The organism is Bacillus ndiopicus, assembly GCF_000612805.1.
Taxonomy (GTDB): Bacteria; Bacillota; Bacilli; order Bacillales_A; family Planococcaceae; genus Metasolibacillus; species Metasolibacillus ndiopicus.
The window spans coordinates 13,666-28,748 of record NZ_HG964410.1 but is presented as its reverse complement, the minus strand read 5'-3'; the positions used below and the strand labels follow the sequence as shown (position 1 = coordinate 28,748).

The window sequence follows — 15,083 nt, the reverse complement described above, 5'->3', positions numbered from 1 at the left end:
TCAAGCTCCTTTACTATTGAAATTGTTCGATTAGGCGCTGTTCATCCCAAATCTCAATCCCTAGGTTTTGCGCTTTTTCCAGCTTAGAGCCCGCGTCTTCCCCAACGATTACAAGATCTGTTTTTTTACTAACACTTCCTGAGACAATGCCACCTAACTCTTCTATTTTCGCCTTTGCTTCGTTTCGTGTCAATTGTGATAATTTCCCTGTTAAAACAATCGTTTTCCCCGCAAATGGATTTGCACCAGCTTCAATCTGAACTTTTTTGCCTTTGTAGCTCATATTCACGCCAACATCTTTTAAACGTGCAATCAGTAGCTGGACATCTTCGTTTGAAAAATAAGTGACAATGGAATCTGCCATTTTGTCGCCAATTTCATGAATTGCTGTTAATTCTTCTGGCGTTGCAGCCATCAATGCTTCCATCGTTTCATACTGCTCTGCTAAAATTTTAGCTGCTTTTTCACCAACATGGCGAATCCCTAGTCCAAACAATAGACGCTCTAAAGAATTTTCCTTTGAACGCTCTAACGCCTCTACTAAATTGCTAGCTGATTTTTGCCCCATACGCTCCAATTCAATTAACTGTTCAACTTGTAATAAATACAAGTCAGCCACATTTTGAATATAGCCTTCTCTTAGCAATTGCTCAACGACCTTTTCACCTAAGCCATCTACATTCATTGCATTACGGGAAACGAAATGTTTAATTCCTTCTGCAATTTGTGCTGGACATGTTGGGTTCACACAGCGTAGAGCAACCTCGCCCTCAATACGAATTAGCTCACTATCGCAAGCGATACAATTTGTTGGCATAACGTAGGGCACCGCATGCTCTGGACGTTGCTCTAACAGTACACCTACTACCTCTGGAATAATGTCACCCGCTTTGCGAATAATAACTGTGTCACCAATGCGAATATCCTTTTCACGAATTAGATCTTCATTATGAAGTGATGCCCTCCCCACTGTAGTCCCTGCTACTTGTACTGGTTCTAATATTGCAGTAGGCGTAATTACACCTGTACGCCCTACTGTTAAATCGATATCAAGTAACGTCGTCACAACTTCTTCGGCAGGGAATTTATAGGCAATTGCCCAACGTGGACTTTTTGCTGTAAAGCCTAGCTCATCCTGCTGTGCAAAACGGTTTACTTTTATTACAATACCGTCTATTTCATACGGTAGCTCAGCACGCTTTTCTGTCCATATTTGTATAAACGATAAAACTTCATCAATTGTTGCGCATGCTTGACGCTCACGATTTGATGGGAAGCCTAATTGCTGTAAATAATCAAGCATTTCACCATGACTATCTAAGCCATATACTTCACCATCACCACCAACTGAATAAATAAATGTAGACAATTGACGACTTGCTGCAATTTTTGGGTCAAGTTGGCGTAATGAGCCTGCTGCCGCATTTCTAGGATTGGCAAATAACTCTTCACCCTTTTCTGCTCGTGCTTTATTTAAAGCCTCAAAGGACTTTTTCGGCATATATGCCTCACCGCGCACTTCAATCGTCACAGGCTCCTTTAAGCGTAAAGGAATAGCACGGATTGTTTTTAAATTCGCTGTAATATCTTCACCAACTGTGCCATCCCCACGTGTTGCCCCTTGTACAAACACGCCATTTTCATAGCGCAAAGCGATTGCCAAGCCATCTATTTTCAATTCACAAATATAAGAAAAATTATCCCCAATCGCTTGCCTTACTTTGCGGTCAAAATCGCGTAAATCTTCTTCATTAAACGCGTTCGAAAGACTAAGCATCGCATAATTGTGTGTCACCTTTCGAAATCCTTCGAGCACAGCTCCTCCAACCCTTTGTGTAGGGGAATCAGGATAAATAAGGGAAGGGTTTACTTCCTCTAAGGCAATCAGCTCATGTAATAGCTGGTCATATACAGCATCTGGTACAGCTGGTTTATCTAACACATGATAGGCATAATTGTAATCATGTAATAATGTATTCAACTCAGCAATTCGTTTTTCAATATCCGTCATTTCGTTCCCTCCTACGCTTTTATAATAGGGGCAAACTTTGCAAGCAAACGTTTGATCCCTATTTGTGGGAAGGCAATATCGAGCTCGGTATTTTCTCCTTCTCCTTTTACACTAACAACTGTACCTGTTCCCCATTTACCGTGAACTGCTTTATCGCCTGCCTTCCAGCCATGCTGGTCGCCACCTGTCGCCTGCTGATGAGTAATGCGTGAAGTTGACTTTTGGGCAGCTCGATACTGCGGTGCTCTGTCATAGCGATTTGCTCTAAATGGTAAATCGCCTGTCTGTGCATAGCCTCCCGATTTACTCATATGCTCCAATATTCCGTCTGAAATTTCGTTAATAAAACGCGATACAGGATTATAACTAGAACGACCGAAAATTGTGCGTGAGCTAGCGCTTGTTAAATATAGCTTTTCCTCTGCTCTTGTTATGCCCACATAGGCAAGGCGACGCTCTTCTTCCATCTCTTCAATATTATCTAACGCACGCGAATGAGGGAAAATATTTTCCTCCATACCAATAATAAAGACAACCGGGAATTCTAAACCTTTGGCAGCATGCATCGTCATTAAAATAATCGTGCCTTTCGCCTTTTCTTCCTCATCTAATGAATCGATATCTGCAACAAGCGCTAAATCCGTTAAGAAAGAAATAAGTGATTTGTCTTCACTACGCTCTTCAAATGCCTTTGTAACAGTTAAAAATTCTTCAATGTTTTCTAATCTACTTTGCGCTTCAATCGTTTTTTCACCTTGCAGCATTTGACGATAGCCTGAGCTCTCAATAACTTCTTCTACAAGCTCTGTTACTGTAAGTATCTCCTGCTTATTTGATAAATCTCGAATCATCTCATAAAATTTCTCTGCCGATGCTGCAGCGCGCCCTGTTAAACCCATAAAGACAAGTTCCTGCATTGCATCGAAAATAGAGCGATCCTGCTCCAATGCATAAAACGCCATCTTTTCAAATGAAGTTGCACCAATATTACGCTTTGGCTCATTAATAATACGCGCAAGCGAAATATCGTCATCATTATTGGCAATTAACCTTAAATAAGCAAGTAAATCTTTAATTTCCTTACGATCATAATATTTTGTCCCGCCAACGATTTGATAGTTCATGCTAGACTTTTTCAGCACATCCTCCATCGCACGCGACTGTGCATTTGTCCGATATAAAATAGCGAAATCGTCTAGCTTACGACCTTCTTTGCGGATAAGCTGCTGAATCGTTTGCACGACATATTGTGCTTCATCTGTTTCATTGTATGCTTTATATATAACGATTTTATCGCCTTCATCATTATCCGTACGCAAAGTTTTTTTATAACGGCTTTCATTGTTTTCAATTATTTCATTTGCCGCCTGTAAAATACGCTTTGTTGAACGATAATTTTGCTCAAGCATAATGACTTTTGCATCTGGATAGTCCTTTTCAAAGGATAAAATATTCGTAATATCCGCACCACGCCAGCGATAGATCGACTGATCAGAGTCACCAACAACACAAATATTGCGGAACTTTTTCGCTAATAGTTGAACTAATATATATTGGGAATTATTAGTATCCTGATACTCATCAACGTGTATATATTGGAATTTATTTTGATAAAACTCCAATACCTCTGGCACTTTTTCAAAGAGTTTAATTGTTGTCATTATTAAGTCATCAAAATCGAGAGATTGATTAATTCGCAATCTCTTTTCATAGCCTACGTACACTTGCGCAGCAACCTTTTCAAAAGGATTATGTGGATTCATATTTGCTTGGAAATCGCTTGCTGTAATGCAGGCATTTTTCGCTGAACTAATTGCATTTAGTACTGCTCGAGGATCGTATTGCTTTGGATCAATATTAAGCTCCTTTAAGACATTTTTGACAACTGTTAATTGATCTGCACTATCTAAAATAGAAAAGCTTTTTGCATAACCTAATTTATCAATATCGCGGCGCAATATTCTTACACACATCGAGTGGAAGGTCGATACCCACATGCGTTCACCTGTACCGTTACCAAGCAAATTGTCAATACGCTCACGCATTTCACGCGCGGCCTTATTAGTAAAGGTAATCGCTAAAATTTTAGATGGATATACTTCCTTCTCCACTACTAAATAGGCGATTCGATGTGTTAACACACGCGTCTTCCCAGATCCTGCCCCTGCCATAATAAGCAAAGGTCCCTCTGTCGCTTTTACCGCCTCCTGTTGTTGCGGATTCATTCCAACGAGTAAATTTTTCGTAATTTGCTCCATTTCGCACCACCTAAAAGAACATTCGTTCTCATTATATCATAACACTTTTTACAGCATCAACCGTTTTCAATGCTGCCTGTAAATCATCATAAATAATATTTCCTACAACCACTGTATTCGCAATTGCTGCCATTTCTGTAGCTTGCTCCACTGTTGTAATACCACCACCGTAAAATAAAGATGTGTTTGCTAATACATCTTTAGCAGCCTTTACAACTTCTACATCCCCATACGTACCGCTATACTCCAAATAAAAAATTGGCAGCTTAAAGTAATTTTCTGCCATGCGTGCATATGCGACTACATCATCTATTGATAAATCTGTTTGCGCCTCTGTTGCATGCGCTACTTTACAATCAGGGTTAAGTACACAGTAGCCTTCTGCAACAAGCTCCTCCCAAACCATAATATCTCCGTATTCTTTTATTGCCATATGGTGTAAATCCTTTACCCATTTTGTATTCCTACTATTTAACACGGACGGAATAAAATAATAATCAAAGCCTGGTGTAACTGATTCAATATTTGAAATTTCAAGTGCGATTGGCACTGTATATCTACGTACACGTACTAATAAATCAAGCACATTATCTAATGTGATACCATCTGTACCACCTACTAAAATTACATCGGTGCCAGATTCACATACTTTTTCTAAATCTTCATCAGAAATAGTTTTTGCTGGATCGACCTTAAACACATGTCGCCAAGTTTTCAATTCCACACTACGTCATCCTTTCTACAAAACCTTATCGTTACAAGTATAACGCAATTACTATAAAAACAAAAAAGGGAGTTTCGGAAAAGCAACAATATATCTGCTTTCCCGAGATTCCCTACGCATTTTTATACACCACTAGCAAGTATAGATACAAGACAACATAACGGCACTTGCATTTATTTTATGAAGTTAAATATGTCATGCAGGAAGAATTGCGCTTGAACAAGCTTTCTTCCTCAGCATATTTTGCATAAAAATTACCCAATCTTCTGCTGTTTTTAACTGCAAATTATTTAAATATGTAGCAACTTGCTTTCTATAATCAGACATCATTTCTTCATTTAACAGCACTCGCTCAAGCTGGTGATGTAAGCATTCACTTTTATCAAGCGTATAAGCAAGCCCTCGCTCCGTTAAATATTTTAAATTACGCTCCTCTTGACCTGGCAAGGCAGAATGCACAAAAATGGGTAGCTTTTTATGCAATACTTCACTAACTGTTACTCCTCCAGGCTTTGTTACAATTGCATCCATTTGATCATACAAGTGGTTCATTTCTGAGCGCGATTTTATATAACTAATTGGTATCACATTTGGCAATTTCCATGCTAAAACTTGTTGATATAATTTCTTATTTGTACCACACAAAATATAGTAATGAAAAGATTTATTCTGTTTGAGCTGCTCATATAAATTTGCACAACTCATCAAGCCTAGATTACCACCTGCGATTAAAATATTTCGGGCAAAATTATGTAATGCTGTTGTTCGAAGCATATCCTCATGAACTGGAATGCCCGTCACAAATATATTGGATTCAGCTATGCCCTTCTGACATAATGCATCCTTCATCTCTTGCATCGGTACAAAATGGTAATCAATTGCACCAAGTCCCCATACTTGATTCATAAAAAAATCAGTGTAAACATTTACAACAGGAATGTTGCAATGTCCGCTTTGCTTTAGCTTATTTAGTAAATAAGAAGGTATGCTTTGCGTACAAAAAATAATATCAGGCTTCTCTTCTTCTAATAAACGAATTAAGTGCTTCAAAAGCATCTCATATAATTTAAAATTTGATTTCTCTTCTTTTTGTTTATCAAACATTTTGCTGTAAAACTTCGTATACATTGTAGGTGCGTATTGAATCCAAGATATATAGCCGTGTGAAATTACTTTTTCCACGATAGGACTTGTATAGTTGAGCAAATCTACCTTTTTTACCTCAACATCCTCATTATGCAGTGCTATAAAATCCATCAAGGCATCAGCTACTTGATGATGCCCTGTTTGCATCGTTAAAAATGGTAAAAAAAGTGCCTTTTTCATATTGTCTCCTCCTCTACTTAAAACGTAGCTTTTTGCGCTTTTTCCATAGCCAATAAAAAACAAACAAAACGCCAATTCCAAGTCCCATATATGGTGCGACCTCTGGGCCAACATGAAAGACTGATCCTAAAATACGTCCTGCTATTAAAAAAGGAATCACCCATACAAGTGTTGCAATTAGTGCATATAACAAGTAACGTTTAAAGGGTACTCGACTTACACCTGCAACATATGGGCTCAGCTGCCTGAGACCCGGTATAAAAATTCCAAAAACAACTGTCCTTAATGCGTTACGTTGAAATCCTTTACTAACAATTTCTAAATTGCGCTCCGTTAGTCCAATAAATTTACCAAAGCGCTTCATAAAAGGATAGCCAAGCCAACGACCAATCGCATAGGCTACTAACAATGCTGCATAAACGCTGCAAATTGCGCTAATAACAGATAGGCCCAAAGCAAGGCGCCCGTAGCCTACCAATAATCCGACTAAAAAAATTAATGATTCCTCAGGCGCTGGAATTCCAATAACGCCTATAAATAAAGATAAAATAATTAGTGCATAACCATAATTCTCAAGCAAATTTAAAACTTCATCCATCATAGTACCTACCTTAACGCGACAAACTTTGTTGTGCTGGCATGCTTTCGTAAATACCCTTCTAAATGCCTCAGCATATATTTAGGTGCCTCCTCATCTGCGCCTATTGTTTGTCCATTATCATGCAATAAAAAAATTCCTCCCACTTTTGTTGCCTTCACTAGCTTATCCTCTAATGAATGCTCGATATGGGCAATCCGCCAATCAGAAAAATGTTTTGTCCACAGCACAATACGATAATTCTTTGTCAACGCTGGTACAAAAGCATTCAAATGTCCCCACGGCGGACGATATAAAGTCGGGCGCTCACCTGTAATCTGTTCAATTACCCGTGCACATTGCTCAATCTCTTTTTTAACTTGAAAGGGTAACAACAACCAATTTGATGTATGTTGATAATGGTGAACACCGATTGTATGTCCTTCCTTATACATTCTTTGAATAAGTGTTGGATAAGCCTGTGCATTTTTACCAACCACAAAAAATGTTGCTTTGATGTCAAACTCTTTTAGTAAATCCAATAGTTGTGGTGTATAGATTGGATGCGGTCCATCATCAAATGTTAATGCCACACCTTCGTCACAGTCGGTTTGTACAAAAGCCATTTTTTTATAAATGGCTGTGGATATTACCGAGTAAGACAATAAACCACCTGTAACATATAATGCTCCTTTTAGAATTGCTTTTTTCATAGTGTCTCTCCCTATCTCAATCTCTAGTAAATGACCTGCTTTATGTGTGCCATCATCTACTAGGTGCTTTTGTTCATCGCACCGCACCTCCTCTCATTACTAAATTAAAGTAGAAAAGCTTCCCTCATCTGAAAGCTACTAAATGAAGATTTTTACATCATATTATTCTTATATAGGATTCATTTTAAATATCCCAACTTTTTCTACTCTTATTTATACGTATAGAATTGAAATTTTGTTGCATTTATTCAAACAATTTTCCATATTTATTATTGAAAAAATAAAATAATATTTTTCCTACTTTAATTATGAATAGTTTTTTAATAGATAAAGGCTATAGAAAAACAGATAGTTATACCTGTTTTCCTATAGCCTTTAATAGAAAAAATTATCTTACTAATCAAATTGTTATTTATGCATAAATGGTTTTTCATCAGGGTAAAGACGACCTAGCATTTCATCATACATATCGTTACCGTAATCAAAGCAGCGGCGCACACGTGAAATTGTAGCAGTTGAAGCTCCAGTTTCTTTTTTTATTGTTTCATACGTTTTTTTCAATCGTAGTAAATGTGCTACCTCAAAGCGCTGCGCTAATGATTGAATTTCGCTAATTGTGCATAGGTCGTCGAAAAATTTATAGCATTCTTCAATATCTTTTAGCTCTAATACAGCTTTAAACAACTGATCTGTTTGATGTCCACGAATCTTTTCGATTTGCATCTAATTATCCCCCTCTCTTCATTCCGAATACGTTACAGCAGACGCTAGTCCTGGTGTTGTTGGAACAAAGTGAATCCAAGATCTCCCTTGCACTAATTTAACTTCACTACCATCTTCCTCAATTGGCACTAATAAGCCATCACTATTTTTCCATTTAATTTCTCGCATCATGCCTTGCTGGAATATATACGCATTTCCTTCTGCCGATATATCAATATCACGACGTCCAACACTGTCAATTACGCGATGTGGCATTTCAAAAAATAGTATATTTGATAGTTGAATTTCTTCACCTGTTAAGTAATCTGTCGTAACAGTATTAGCAGAAAATCTTTTATACTGCTCTGTTCCCTCATCATAGACGTATGTGCTATTGAAAGAGCTATTTTGGCTATAACGAACCATCGCTTCATTTGCTCTAACACCTATTTTAACACTATCTTCATTGCGATAAAAAGTATAAAACACTTTTTTGCTGTAATTCATTGAAGCGCCCACTTTTTCTGCCCCTGCTAGTACATTTTCTCCAGAAATATATGAGTTATGAGGTGCTTGCCGCTCAGAAGAACGCTTGAAATATGTACCATCATAATGCATTCCATTAATATTCGAGACGACGCCATTTGCTAACATTGATTTTGCTTCTGGGCTATAACCATGTGCTATATAAAAAGCATCTAGACCTTTAGCAATATCAATAAAGTAAGAACGAGCACTTCGGATAGGACCGATTTGCTCAGGTATTGTCGACTGATAAAGTGCTAAAAGGCGAGTAACATCTCCTTCTGCTAGCATTTCATAAACAACATCCGCCGATGCTAAACCTGATTGTGGTCTAGCAGCAGGGTGATTATTAATTGTTGCTAAAATTGGACGTTGCTCTATCTCCTCTGCAATTGCCTCACCTGTAAATGGCATCGTAAAAGGTAATTCAACAACTTCCTCTTCAGGCTCCTCTTCAACCTCTACTTCTTCAACAACTTCTTCCTCTGGCTGTTTTTCCTCAGGCTTATTACCACAACCGGCTACTATAAATACCGCGCATAAGCTTGCGAGTAGCTTTAATTTTATATCCATTATTTTTCTCCTTATTAACGCATAACTGCTGATAGTAGCACTCTATTTTTTAATACATCAAACAGCCCTTTACGCGTAATGCGAATGTATGGCAAATGTGTTGACTGTAAAAATAATAATGTATAAATTGCATCAGTATGACGATAGCCACGCTCACGGAGTGCAGTCTTTAATGCAACTTCTTTGGCAATTAATGTTTCAACATCTCCACCGTATAAGCTACCTGAAATCGGTAGGTCAATAGATGCAACAATTTTGTTATTTTCTGTTAATAAAATTCCACCATTCATCTCTTTTAATTTCTTAAAGGCAAATTTCATTTCTTCAATGCTTTTTCCTATTAAAATGATATCACCAGTTGTAGAATATGATGATGCAAAGCCTTGTACACTTGATGCAAAGCCTTTAATCATTGTATTAATACGCCATTTACCTTGGCGGTCTATAAGCATTAAATAACTTTCATCAGTTGTTGAATCTAGCACACTATGATTGAGATGCTGAACGCTGTATGGCTTTGTAATTACGTCATTAACCATTTCAATTCCGACTGGCATCGAAAACTGAAAGTCTTCATCACATAATTCAAAATCCATATTAAGCTCACCAAATGCAGACCAATCAATTGTTGGCAATGCAAATGCTTTGTTGTTGTCACGCTTTAACCATACACCTTTTGATAGTACTGCCTCTGGAGTAGGTGAAAATTCATCCTTTAAAATATTAAGAGATGCATAGCGTCCTGTTGCAATTAATCCATGTAGCCCAATCATATTGTAATAGCGTGCAATATTATACGTTGCCATATTATAAGCATCGATTGGTGCTACACCTGCTGCAAGCGCTGCTCGAATACATTTATCCATAATACCATCTTGGTAAAAGCTTGGTGTTGAACCATCAGTCGTCATCATTAAATGATCAAATACATCTAATTGCTTTGCTACAGCATCCTTTAATAACTGGGGCAAATCAGGACGAATCGAAGAATAACGCAGCGTTACAGCATAACCGTGTAATAAGCGACTCTCCACTTCTTCAATCGTCATTGCCTCATGGTCACCATCTGCTCCTAATAGCTTCATGCGTGCTAACGTTCTTTCAGACGCTCCAGGAAAATGACCTTCGATTTTCTTTCCTTTTAACTTTGCTACTTGAATCCAATGAAGCATTTGGTCATCGCCACGCAAAAGCTTTGGCCAAGCTGTTAATTCACCACCAAGTAATACAAAATCTTGATCAAGCCATTCTAATACAGATGCTGTTGAATACATTTCATCCTCTAGCTCAGTTTCAGTTTGCGAATCGAAACGTGCCCACCAATAAAATGAAAATGGTAATTGACGTAGCTGCTCTAAAATTGTAAACGCTTTCTCATTATCCATTAAAGCGGCAAATGTCATATTATCTGATATAAATGTTGTTGTTCCTGTTTGCGCTGCAAAATCAGCAAAGGATTGTGGATTATATAGTTGAAATGGGTGAACATGTGGCTCAATATAACCAGGAACGATCGTTTTTCCTGCAACATCTATAATTTCAGTTCCTTCTACAAATACTGGCATGCGTTCTCCTACATACACAATACGGTCATTCAAAATCCAAATGTTACCTTCCATCCATTTTTTGAATATGCTATGCAAATAACGCGCATTTTTTAATACAATGGTCGGTGCAACCTTGCCATCAATAACAGCAACTTGCTCTCGAATGTCTTTAATTTTCCAATTGATTTCTGGCATGGTAAAACGCCCCCTTTTTCATTGATACATTTTTTTAAGAAAATTAAGCATACTATTTATCATGATTCAGTTGGTGTACAAACACTGAATTAGAGGCAACCAGTCTAAGAACGCGATTCACGCACGCAACGACTAAGTGACTAAGTGGCTAAAATCGTGTTGCCCCAAGCGCCTCCGCGGATATCACAGATTTTTTTAAGCTAGCTCGACAAAAAATCTATACTTGAGTTAGACAAGGCGTAATTGATATAATGCATCGCCTTTATCGTATCACAGCGCTTTCATAAAGCAAAGTGCGAACAAGCATGTAATAACATTTTTATAAGGAGTTGACTATTTTTGTTAGAAGAAAACATTTCAGAGCGCAACGCCTTCGTCCGCCTTATTTGTGGTGTGTCATTAACAGCCTGTGGCGTAGGTCGCATTGCTCATCGTCCTAATTGCTGGACAGGCCATCTAATGATTGCAGCAGGTGCTATGAAAATTGCGGAAGGTATTTTCCACTACTGCCCTATGAAAGCTATGTTCACATGTAATCATGAGCACTCGCAATAAAAAATAGGACGGGAGGCCCCGTCCTACTTTTATTGGAATGTGCGCCAACCGATATCTTTGCGGAAGAAGAATTTATCCCAGCTTTCAGTTTCAAGTGCTTCGTATACTTTTTGCTGAGCTTCTAACAGTGTATCTGCTTTTGCTGCTACAAGTAATACACGGCCACCATTACCTACGAATGTGCTATCTACTAGTTTTGTTCCAGCATGGTACACTGCATATTGCTCGCTAATTGCTTGCATATTTGGCAGTGGATTTCCTTTTTCAACATCGCCTGGATAGCCTTCTGCTGCAACTACTACCCCTAGCATCGCTTCGTTTGACCATTGTAAATCAAAATATTTCTCAGCCATTAGTGCTTGCATAAATAAACCAAAATCAGATGCCATACGAGGTAACACAACTTGCGTTTCAGGATCTCCAAAACGTGCATTGAACTCAATTACTTTTGGACCTTTTGCAGTTAAAATAAGTCCAGCATAAAGAATACCAGTGAAGGATACGCCTTCCTCCTCCATTGCTTTGACAGTCGGCTCTACAATTTCAATGTATGCTTTTGAGACAACCTCCTGTGGAATTTGTGGTACTGGTGAATAAGCGCCCATACCACCTGTGTTCGGGCCTTTATCCCCATCATAAGCACGCTTATGATCTTGCGCGATGACCATTGGATAAATTTGCCCTTTATGTACGAAAGACATAAATGAAAACTCTTCGCCATCTAAAAACTCTTCAATTACAACACGTGAAGAAGAGTCACCAAAACGTTGATTGCCAATCATATCATTAACTGCATCAATTGCCTCTTGCTCTGTCATTGCAACAATAACACCTTTACCAGCAGCCAAGCCATCTGCCTTTACAACAATTGGGGCGCCTTGTTCTTTAATGTAAGCAATTGCTGGCACAGCCTCTGTAAATGTTGCATATGCGGCAGTCGGAATATTGTATTTTTGCATAAGCTCCTTAGCATACGATTTAGAGCCTTCAATTTGTGCAGCAGCTTTTGTCGGTCCAAAAATAGTTAAACCTTCTTGTTGGAAATAGTCTACAATCCCTGCTGCTAATGGTTGCTCAGGTCCAACAAATGTTAAATCAATGCCTTGTTCCTTTGCAAATGCCACTAATGCAGCAAAATCCATTGCATCAATTGCTACTAGCTCTGCATCTGCACGCATCCCATCATTACCAGGTGCCACGAATACTTTCTCTACTGATGGCGCAAAGCTAAACTGTTTAGCAATTGCATGCTCACGTCCACCGCTACCAATTACAAGAACTTTCATCTTTCAAAACCTCCTGATATAAAATATAGTAAGAACTTTCACTTTTAAAATGACAGTTTACTGGGGTATTTACGAACTTCTCAGGTAAGAAGCGATTTTCCTGAGTTATCTGCGTTTTTTCATGGATTATCTGCGCTTTTCTCGATTTATCTGCGTTTTTTCATGACTTATCTGCGAATCCCCCAAGTTATCTGCATTTTCTCATGACATATCTGCGAATTGCCCAAGTTATCTACGAATTTCCCTCGCCTAAAAACCCTAATAAAAAAACGCTCGCTATTACAGCGAGCGTTTTATCATTATTTGAACAACAAACGTACCCGACCAAAATAGTGCTGTTGCTCAAATATGATAATTTGCGATTTATTTCCCCCGGCCAAAGTGGATAATTCAATCGCGACTTTTTCAACAGCATGTCCGGCCAAAGCCACGCTGCTTCATTACGCCTGCTGAAAGGCTTCAGCTAAGGCATTTTTCATAACGCTTCTGTTGCTCCCCGACCAAAAGTAGCAACGAAACATTATTCTATTATAACCGCTCTATTTTACTTATGCTATTGTTTTTTAATGTTTGAAGTGACGTACACCTGTAAATACCATTGCGATGCCATATTCGTTTGCCTTATCAATTGATTCTTGGTCTTTAATTGAACCACCTGGCTGAATAATTGCTGTAATGCCGGCTGCGTGTGCTGCTTCAACTGAATCGCTCATTGGGAAGAATGCATCAGATGCTAATGCTGCACCTTGTGCTTTTTCGCCAGCTTGTTCAAAGGCAATCTTCGCTGCGCCAACTCGATTCATTTGTCCTGCACCTACACCTAATGTCATTTGGCTATCAGTAACAACGATGGCATTCGATTTTACATGCTTCACTACTGCCCAGCCTAATTTTAATGCGTTCCACTCTTCTTCAGTTGGCTCGCGATCTGTTACAACATTTATTGTTGCATCGTTGAAGCCGTAACGATCTGGCTCCTGTACAAGTAAGCCACCTTCTACTGATACAACATTGAATTGATCTTGTTTCGCTTGTGAGAAATCGATTGTCATTAAGCGGATGTTTTTCTTCGCTGTTAAAATTTCTAATGCATCTTCTGTAAATGAAGGCGCAATAATAATTTCTAAGAAAATGCCCCCAAGCTTTTCAGCCGTTGCTTTATCCACCTCTTTGTTTAACGCGATAATACCGCCGAAAATAGATGTTGGATCAGCCTCATATGCCTTGTTGAATGCTTCTTCAATCGTAGCACCTGTACCAACACCACATGGGTTCATATGCTTAACTGCTACAGCAGCAGGCATATCGAATTCTTTAACAATTTGCAATGCAGCATTAGCGTCTTGAATATTATTGTAAGAAAGCTCTTTACCGTGAAGCTGCTCCGCAAATGCGATCGAGAAGTCAGAGCCTAAACGTTTTTGATAGAATGCCGCTTTTTGATGTGGGTTTTCACCATATCGTAAATTTTGCTTTAATTCATAAGTTAAAGTTAAGCTTTCTGGGAAATCTTCTTCTGTTAAGTAATTTGAAATGTAAGAGTCGTATGCAGCTGTATGACGGAATACCTTTGCTGCTAACTTGCGGCGCGTTTCAATTGTCGTTGCCCCATTCGTCTTTAACTCTTCCAGTACTTGCGTATAATCTGTTGCATCTACAATTACTGTTACGTATTGATGGTTTTTCGCAGCAGAGCGTAACATTGTTGGTCCACCGATATCGATATTTTCAATTGCGTCGTCTAATGTCACATTAGGCTTTGAAATTGTTTCAACAAAAGGATATAAATTTACACAAACTATCTCGATTGGCTCAATGCCATGCTCATTCATTTGTGCTTGGTGTGAAGCATCATCAAACTTCCCTAAAAGACCACCGTGAATCATTGGGTTTAATGTTTTTACACGTCCATCTAAAATTTCTGGAAACTTTGTTACTTCATCGACAGCTGTTACTGGTACATTATTGTCCTGTAGCATGCTTTTCGTACCACCAGTTGATAAAATTTCATAACCTAATGCCACTAATTCTTTTGCAAATTCTAAAATACCTTCTTTATTCGAAACACTAATAAGTGCACGTTTACCCACG

12 protein-coding genes are annotated in these 15,083 nt (G+C 38.5%); 1 reads left to right on the top strand and 11 read right to left on the bottom strand.

Annotation, left to right across the window (positions count from 1 at the left end; genetic code table 11):
* Positions 1-13 precede the first annotated feature (13 nt).
* From ligA to TY13_RS17615, 9 genes are all read right to left on the bottom strand, one after another.
* Positions 14-2,011, bottom strand: coding sequence for an NAD-dependent DNA ligase LigA (ligA, locus tag TY13_RS17655; protein ID WP_042478774.1), 1,998 nt, complete (start codon positions 2,009-2,011; stop codon positions 14-16).
* An 11-nt stretch (positions 2,012-2,022) separates the two neighbouring features.
* Complete coding sequence (gene pcrA / locus TY13_RS17650; RefSeq protein ID WP_042478772.1) at positions 2,023-4,269, bottom strand: DNA helicase PcrA; 2,247 nt, start codon at positions 4,267-4,269, stop codon at positions 2,023-2,025.
* Positions 4,270-4,300: 31 nt separating this feature from the next.
* Positions 4,301-4,993, bottom strand: a complete 693-nt coding sequence (gene pcrB / locus TY13_RS17645; RefSeq protein ID WP_042478770.1) for a heptaprenylglyceryl phosphate synthase — start codon at positions 4,991-4,993, stop codon at positions 4,301-4,303.
* 195 nt (positions 4,994-5,188) lie between these two features.
* A complete protein-coding gene (locus TY13_RS17640; protein ID WP_042478768.1) occupies positions 5,189-6,319 on the bottom strand; it encodes an MGDG synthase family glycosyltransferase in 1,131 nt (376 codons plus the stop codon).
* A gap of 13 nt (positions 6,320-6,332) precedes the next feature.
* Positions 6,333-6,920, bottom strand: coding sequence for a DedA family protein (locus tag TY13_RS17635; protein WP_081797042.1), 588 nt, complete (start codon positions 6,918-6,920; stop codon positions 6,333-6,335).
* A 5-nt stretch (positions 6,921-6,925) separates the two neighbouring features.
* Complete coding sequence (locus TY13_RS17630; protein ID WP_042478764.1) at positions 6,926-7,609, bottom strand: polysaccharide deacetylase family protein; 684 nt, start codon at positions 7,607-7,609, stop codon at positions 6,926-6,928.
* Between the two features lie 408 nt (positions 7,610-8,017).
* Positions 8,018-8,332 (bottom strand): YerC/YecD family TrpR-related protein, encoded by a 315-nt coding sequence (locus TY13_RS17625; protein ID WP_042478762.1) that lies wholly within the window; start codon positions 8,330-8,332, stop codon positions 8,018-8,020.
* Between the two features lie 18 nt (positions 8,333-8,350).
* Positions 8,351-9,409, bottom strand: coding sequence for a DUF3048 domain-containing protein (locus TY13_RS17620; RefSeq protein ID WP_042478759.1), 1,059 nt, complete (start codon positions 9,407-9,409; stop codon positions 8,351-8,353).
* Between the two features lie 14 nt (positions 9,410-9,423).
* On the bottom strand, positions 9,424-11,151 hold the full coding sequence (locus tag TY13_RS17615; RefSeq protein WP_042478757.1) for an adenine deaminase C-terminal domain-containing protein: 1,728 nt from the start codon (positions 11,149-11,151) through the stop codon (positions 9,424-9,426).
* Positions 11,152-11,490: 339 nt separating this feature from the next.
* On the opposite strand from TY13_RS17615, the gene TY13_RS17610 reads away from it, so the two are divergent.
* Entirely contained in the window at positions 11,491-11,706 is a 216-nt protein-coding gene (locus tag TY13_RS17610) for a YgaP family membrane protein (protein WP_042478756.1), read from the top strand.
* 29 nt (positions 11,707-11,735) lie between these two features.
* Here the strand turns inward: TY13_RS17610 and purD are convergent, their stop codons facing one another.
* The gene (gene purD, locus TY13_RS17605; RefSeq protein WP_042478754.1) at positions 11,736-12,992 is read right to left on the bottom strand and encodes a phosphoribosylamine--glycine ligase; all 1,257 of its coding nucleotides are present in this window, start codon (positions 12,990-12,992) and stop codon (positions 11,736-11,738) included.
* Between the two features lie 563 nt (positions 12,993-13,555).
* Complete coding sequence (gene purH / locus TY13_RS17600; RefSeq protein WP_042478752.1) at positions 13,556-15,082, bottom strand: bifunctional phosphoribosylaminoimidazolecarboxamide formyltransferase/IMP cyclohydrolase; 1,527 nt, start codon at positions 15,080-15,082, stop codon at positions 13,556-13,558.
* Between the last annotated feature and the right edge of the window lies 1 nt (position 15,083).

Coding starts and splice junctions, on each gene's coding strand:
- TY13_RS17635 (WP_081797042.1), bottom strand. CDS start 6,920: ATGATGGATGAAGTTTTAAATTTGCTTGAGAATTATGGTTATGCACTA.
- TY13_RS17630 (WP_042478764.1), bottom strand. CDS start 7,609: ATGAAAAAAGCAATTCTAAAAGGAGCATTATATGTTACAGGTGGTTTA.
- TY13_RS17615 (WP_042478757.1), bottom strand. CDS start 11,151: ATGCCAGAAATCAATTGGAAAATTAAAGACATTCGAGAGCAAGTTGCT.
- TY13_RS17625 (WP_042478762.1), bottom strand. CDS start 8,332: ATGCAAATCGAAAAGATTCGTGGACATCAAACAGATCAGTTGTTTAAA.
- ligA (WP_042478774.1), bottom strand. CDS start 2,011: ATGACGGATATTGAAAAACGAATTGCTGAGTTGAATACATTATTACAT.
- TY13_RS17640 (WP_042478768.1), bottom strand. CDS start 6,319: ATGAAAAAGGCACTTTTTTTACCATTTTTAACGATGCAAACAGGGCAT.
- pcrA (WP_042478772.1), bottom strand. CDS start 4,269: ATGGAGCAAATTACGAAAAATTTACTCGTTGGAATGAATCCGCAACAA.
- purD (WP_042478754.1), bottom strand. CDS start 12,992: ATGAAAGTTCTTGTAATTGGTAGCGGTGGACGTGAGCATGCAATTGCT.
- TY13_RS17620 (WP_042478759.1), bottom strand. CDS start 9,409: ATGGATATAAAATTAAAGCTACTCGCAAGCTTATGCGCGGTATTTATA.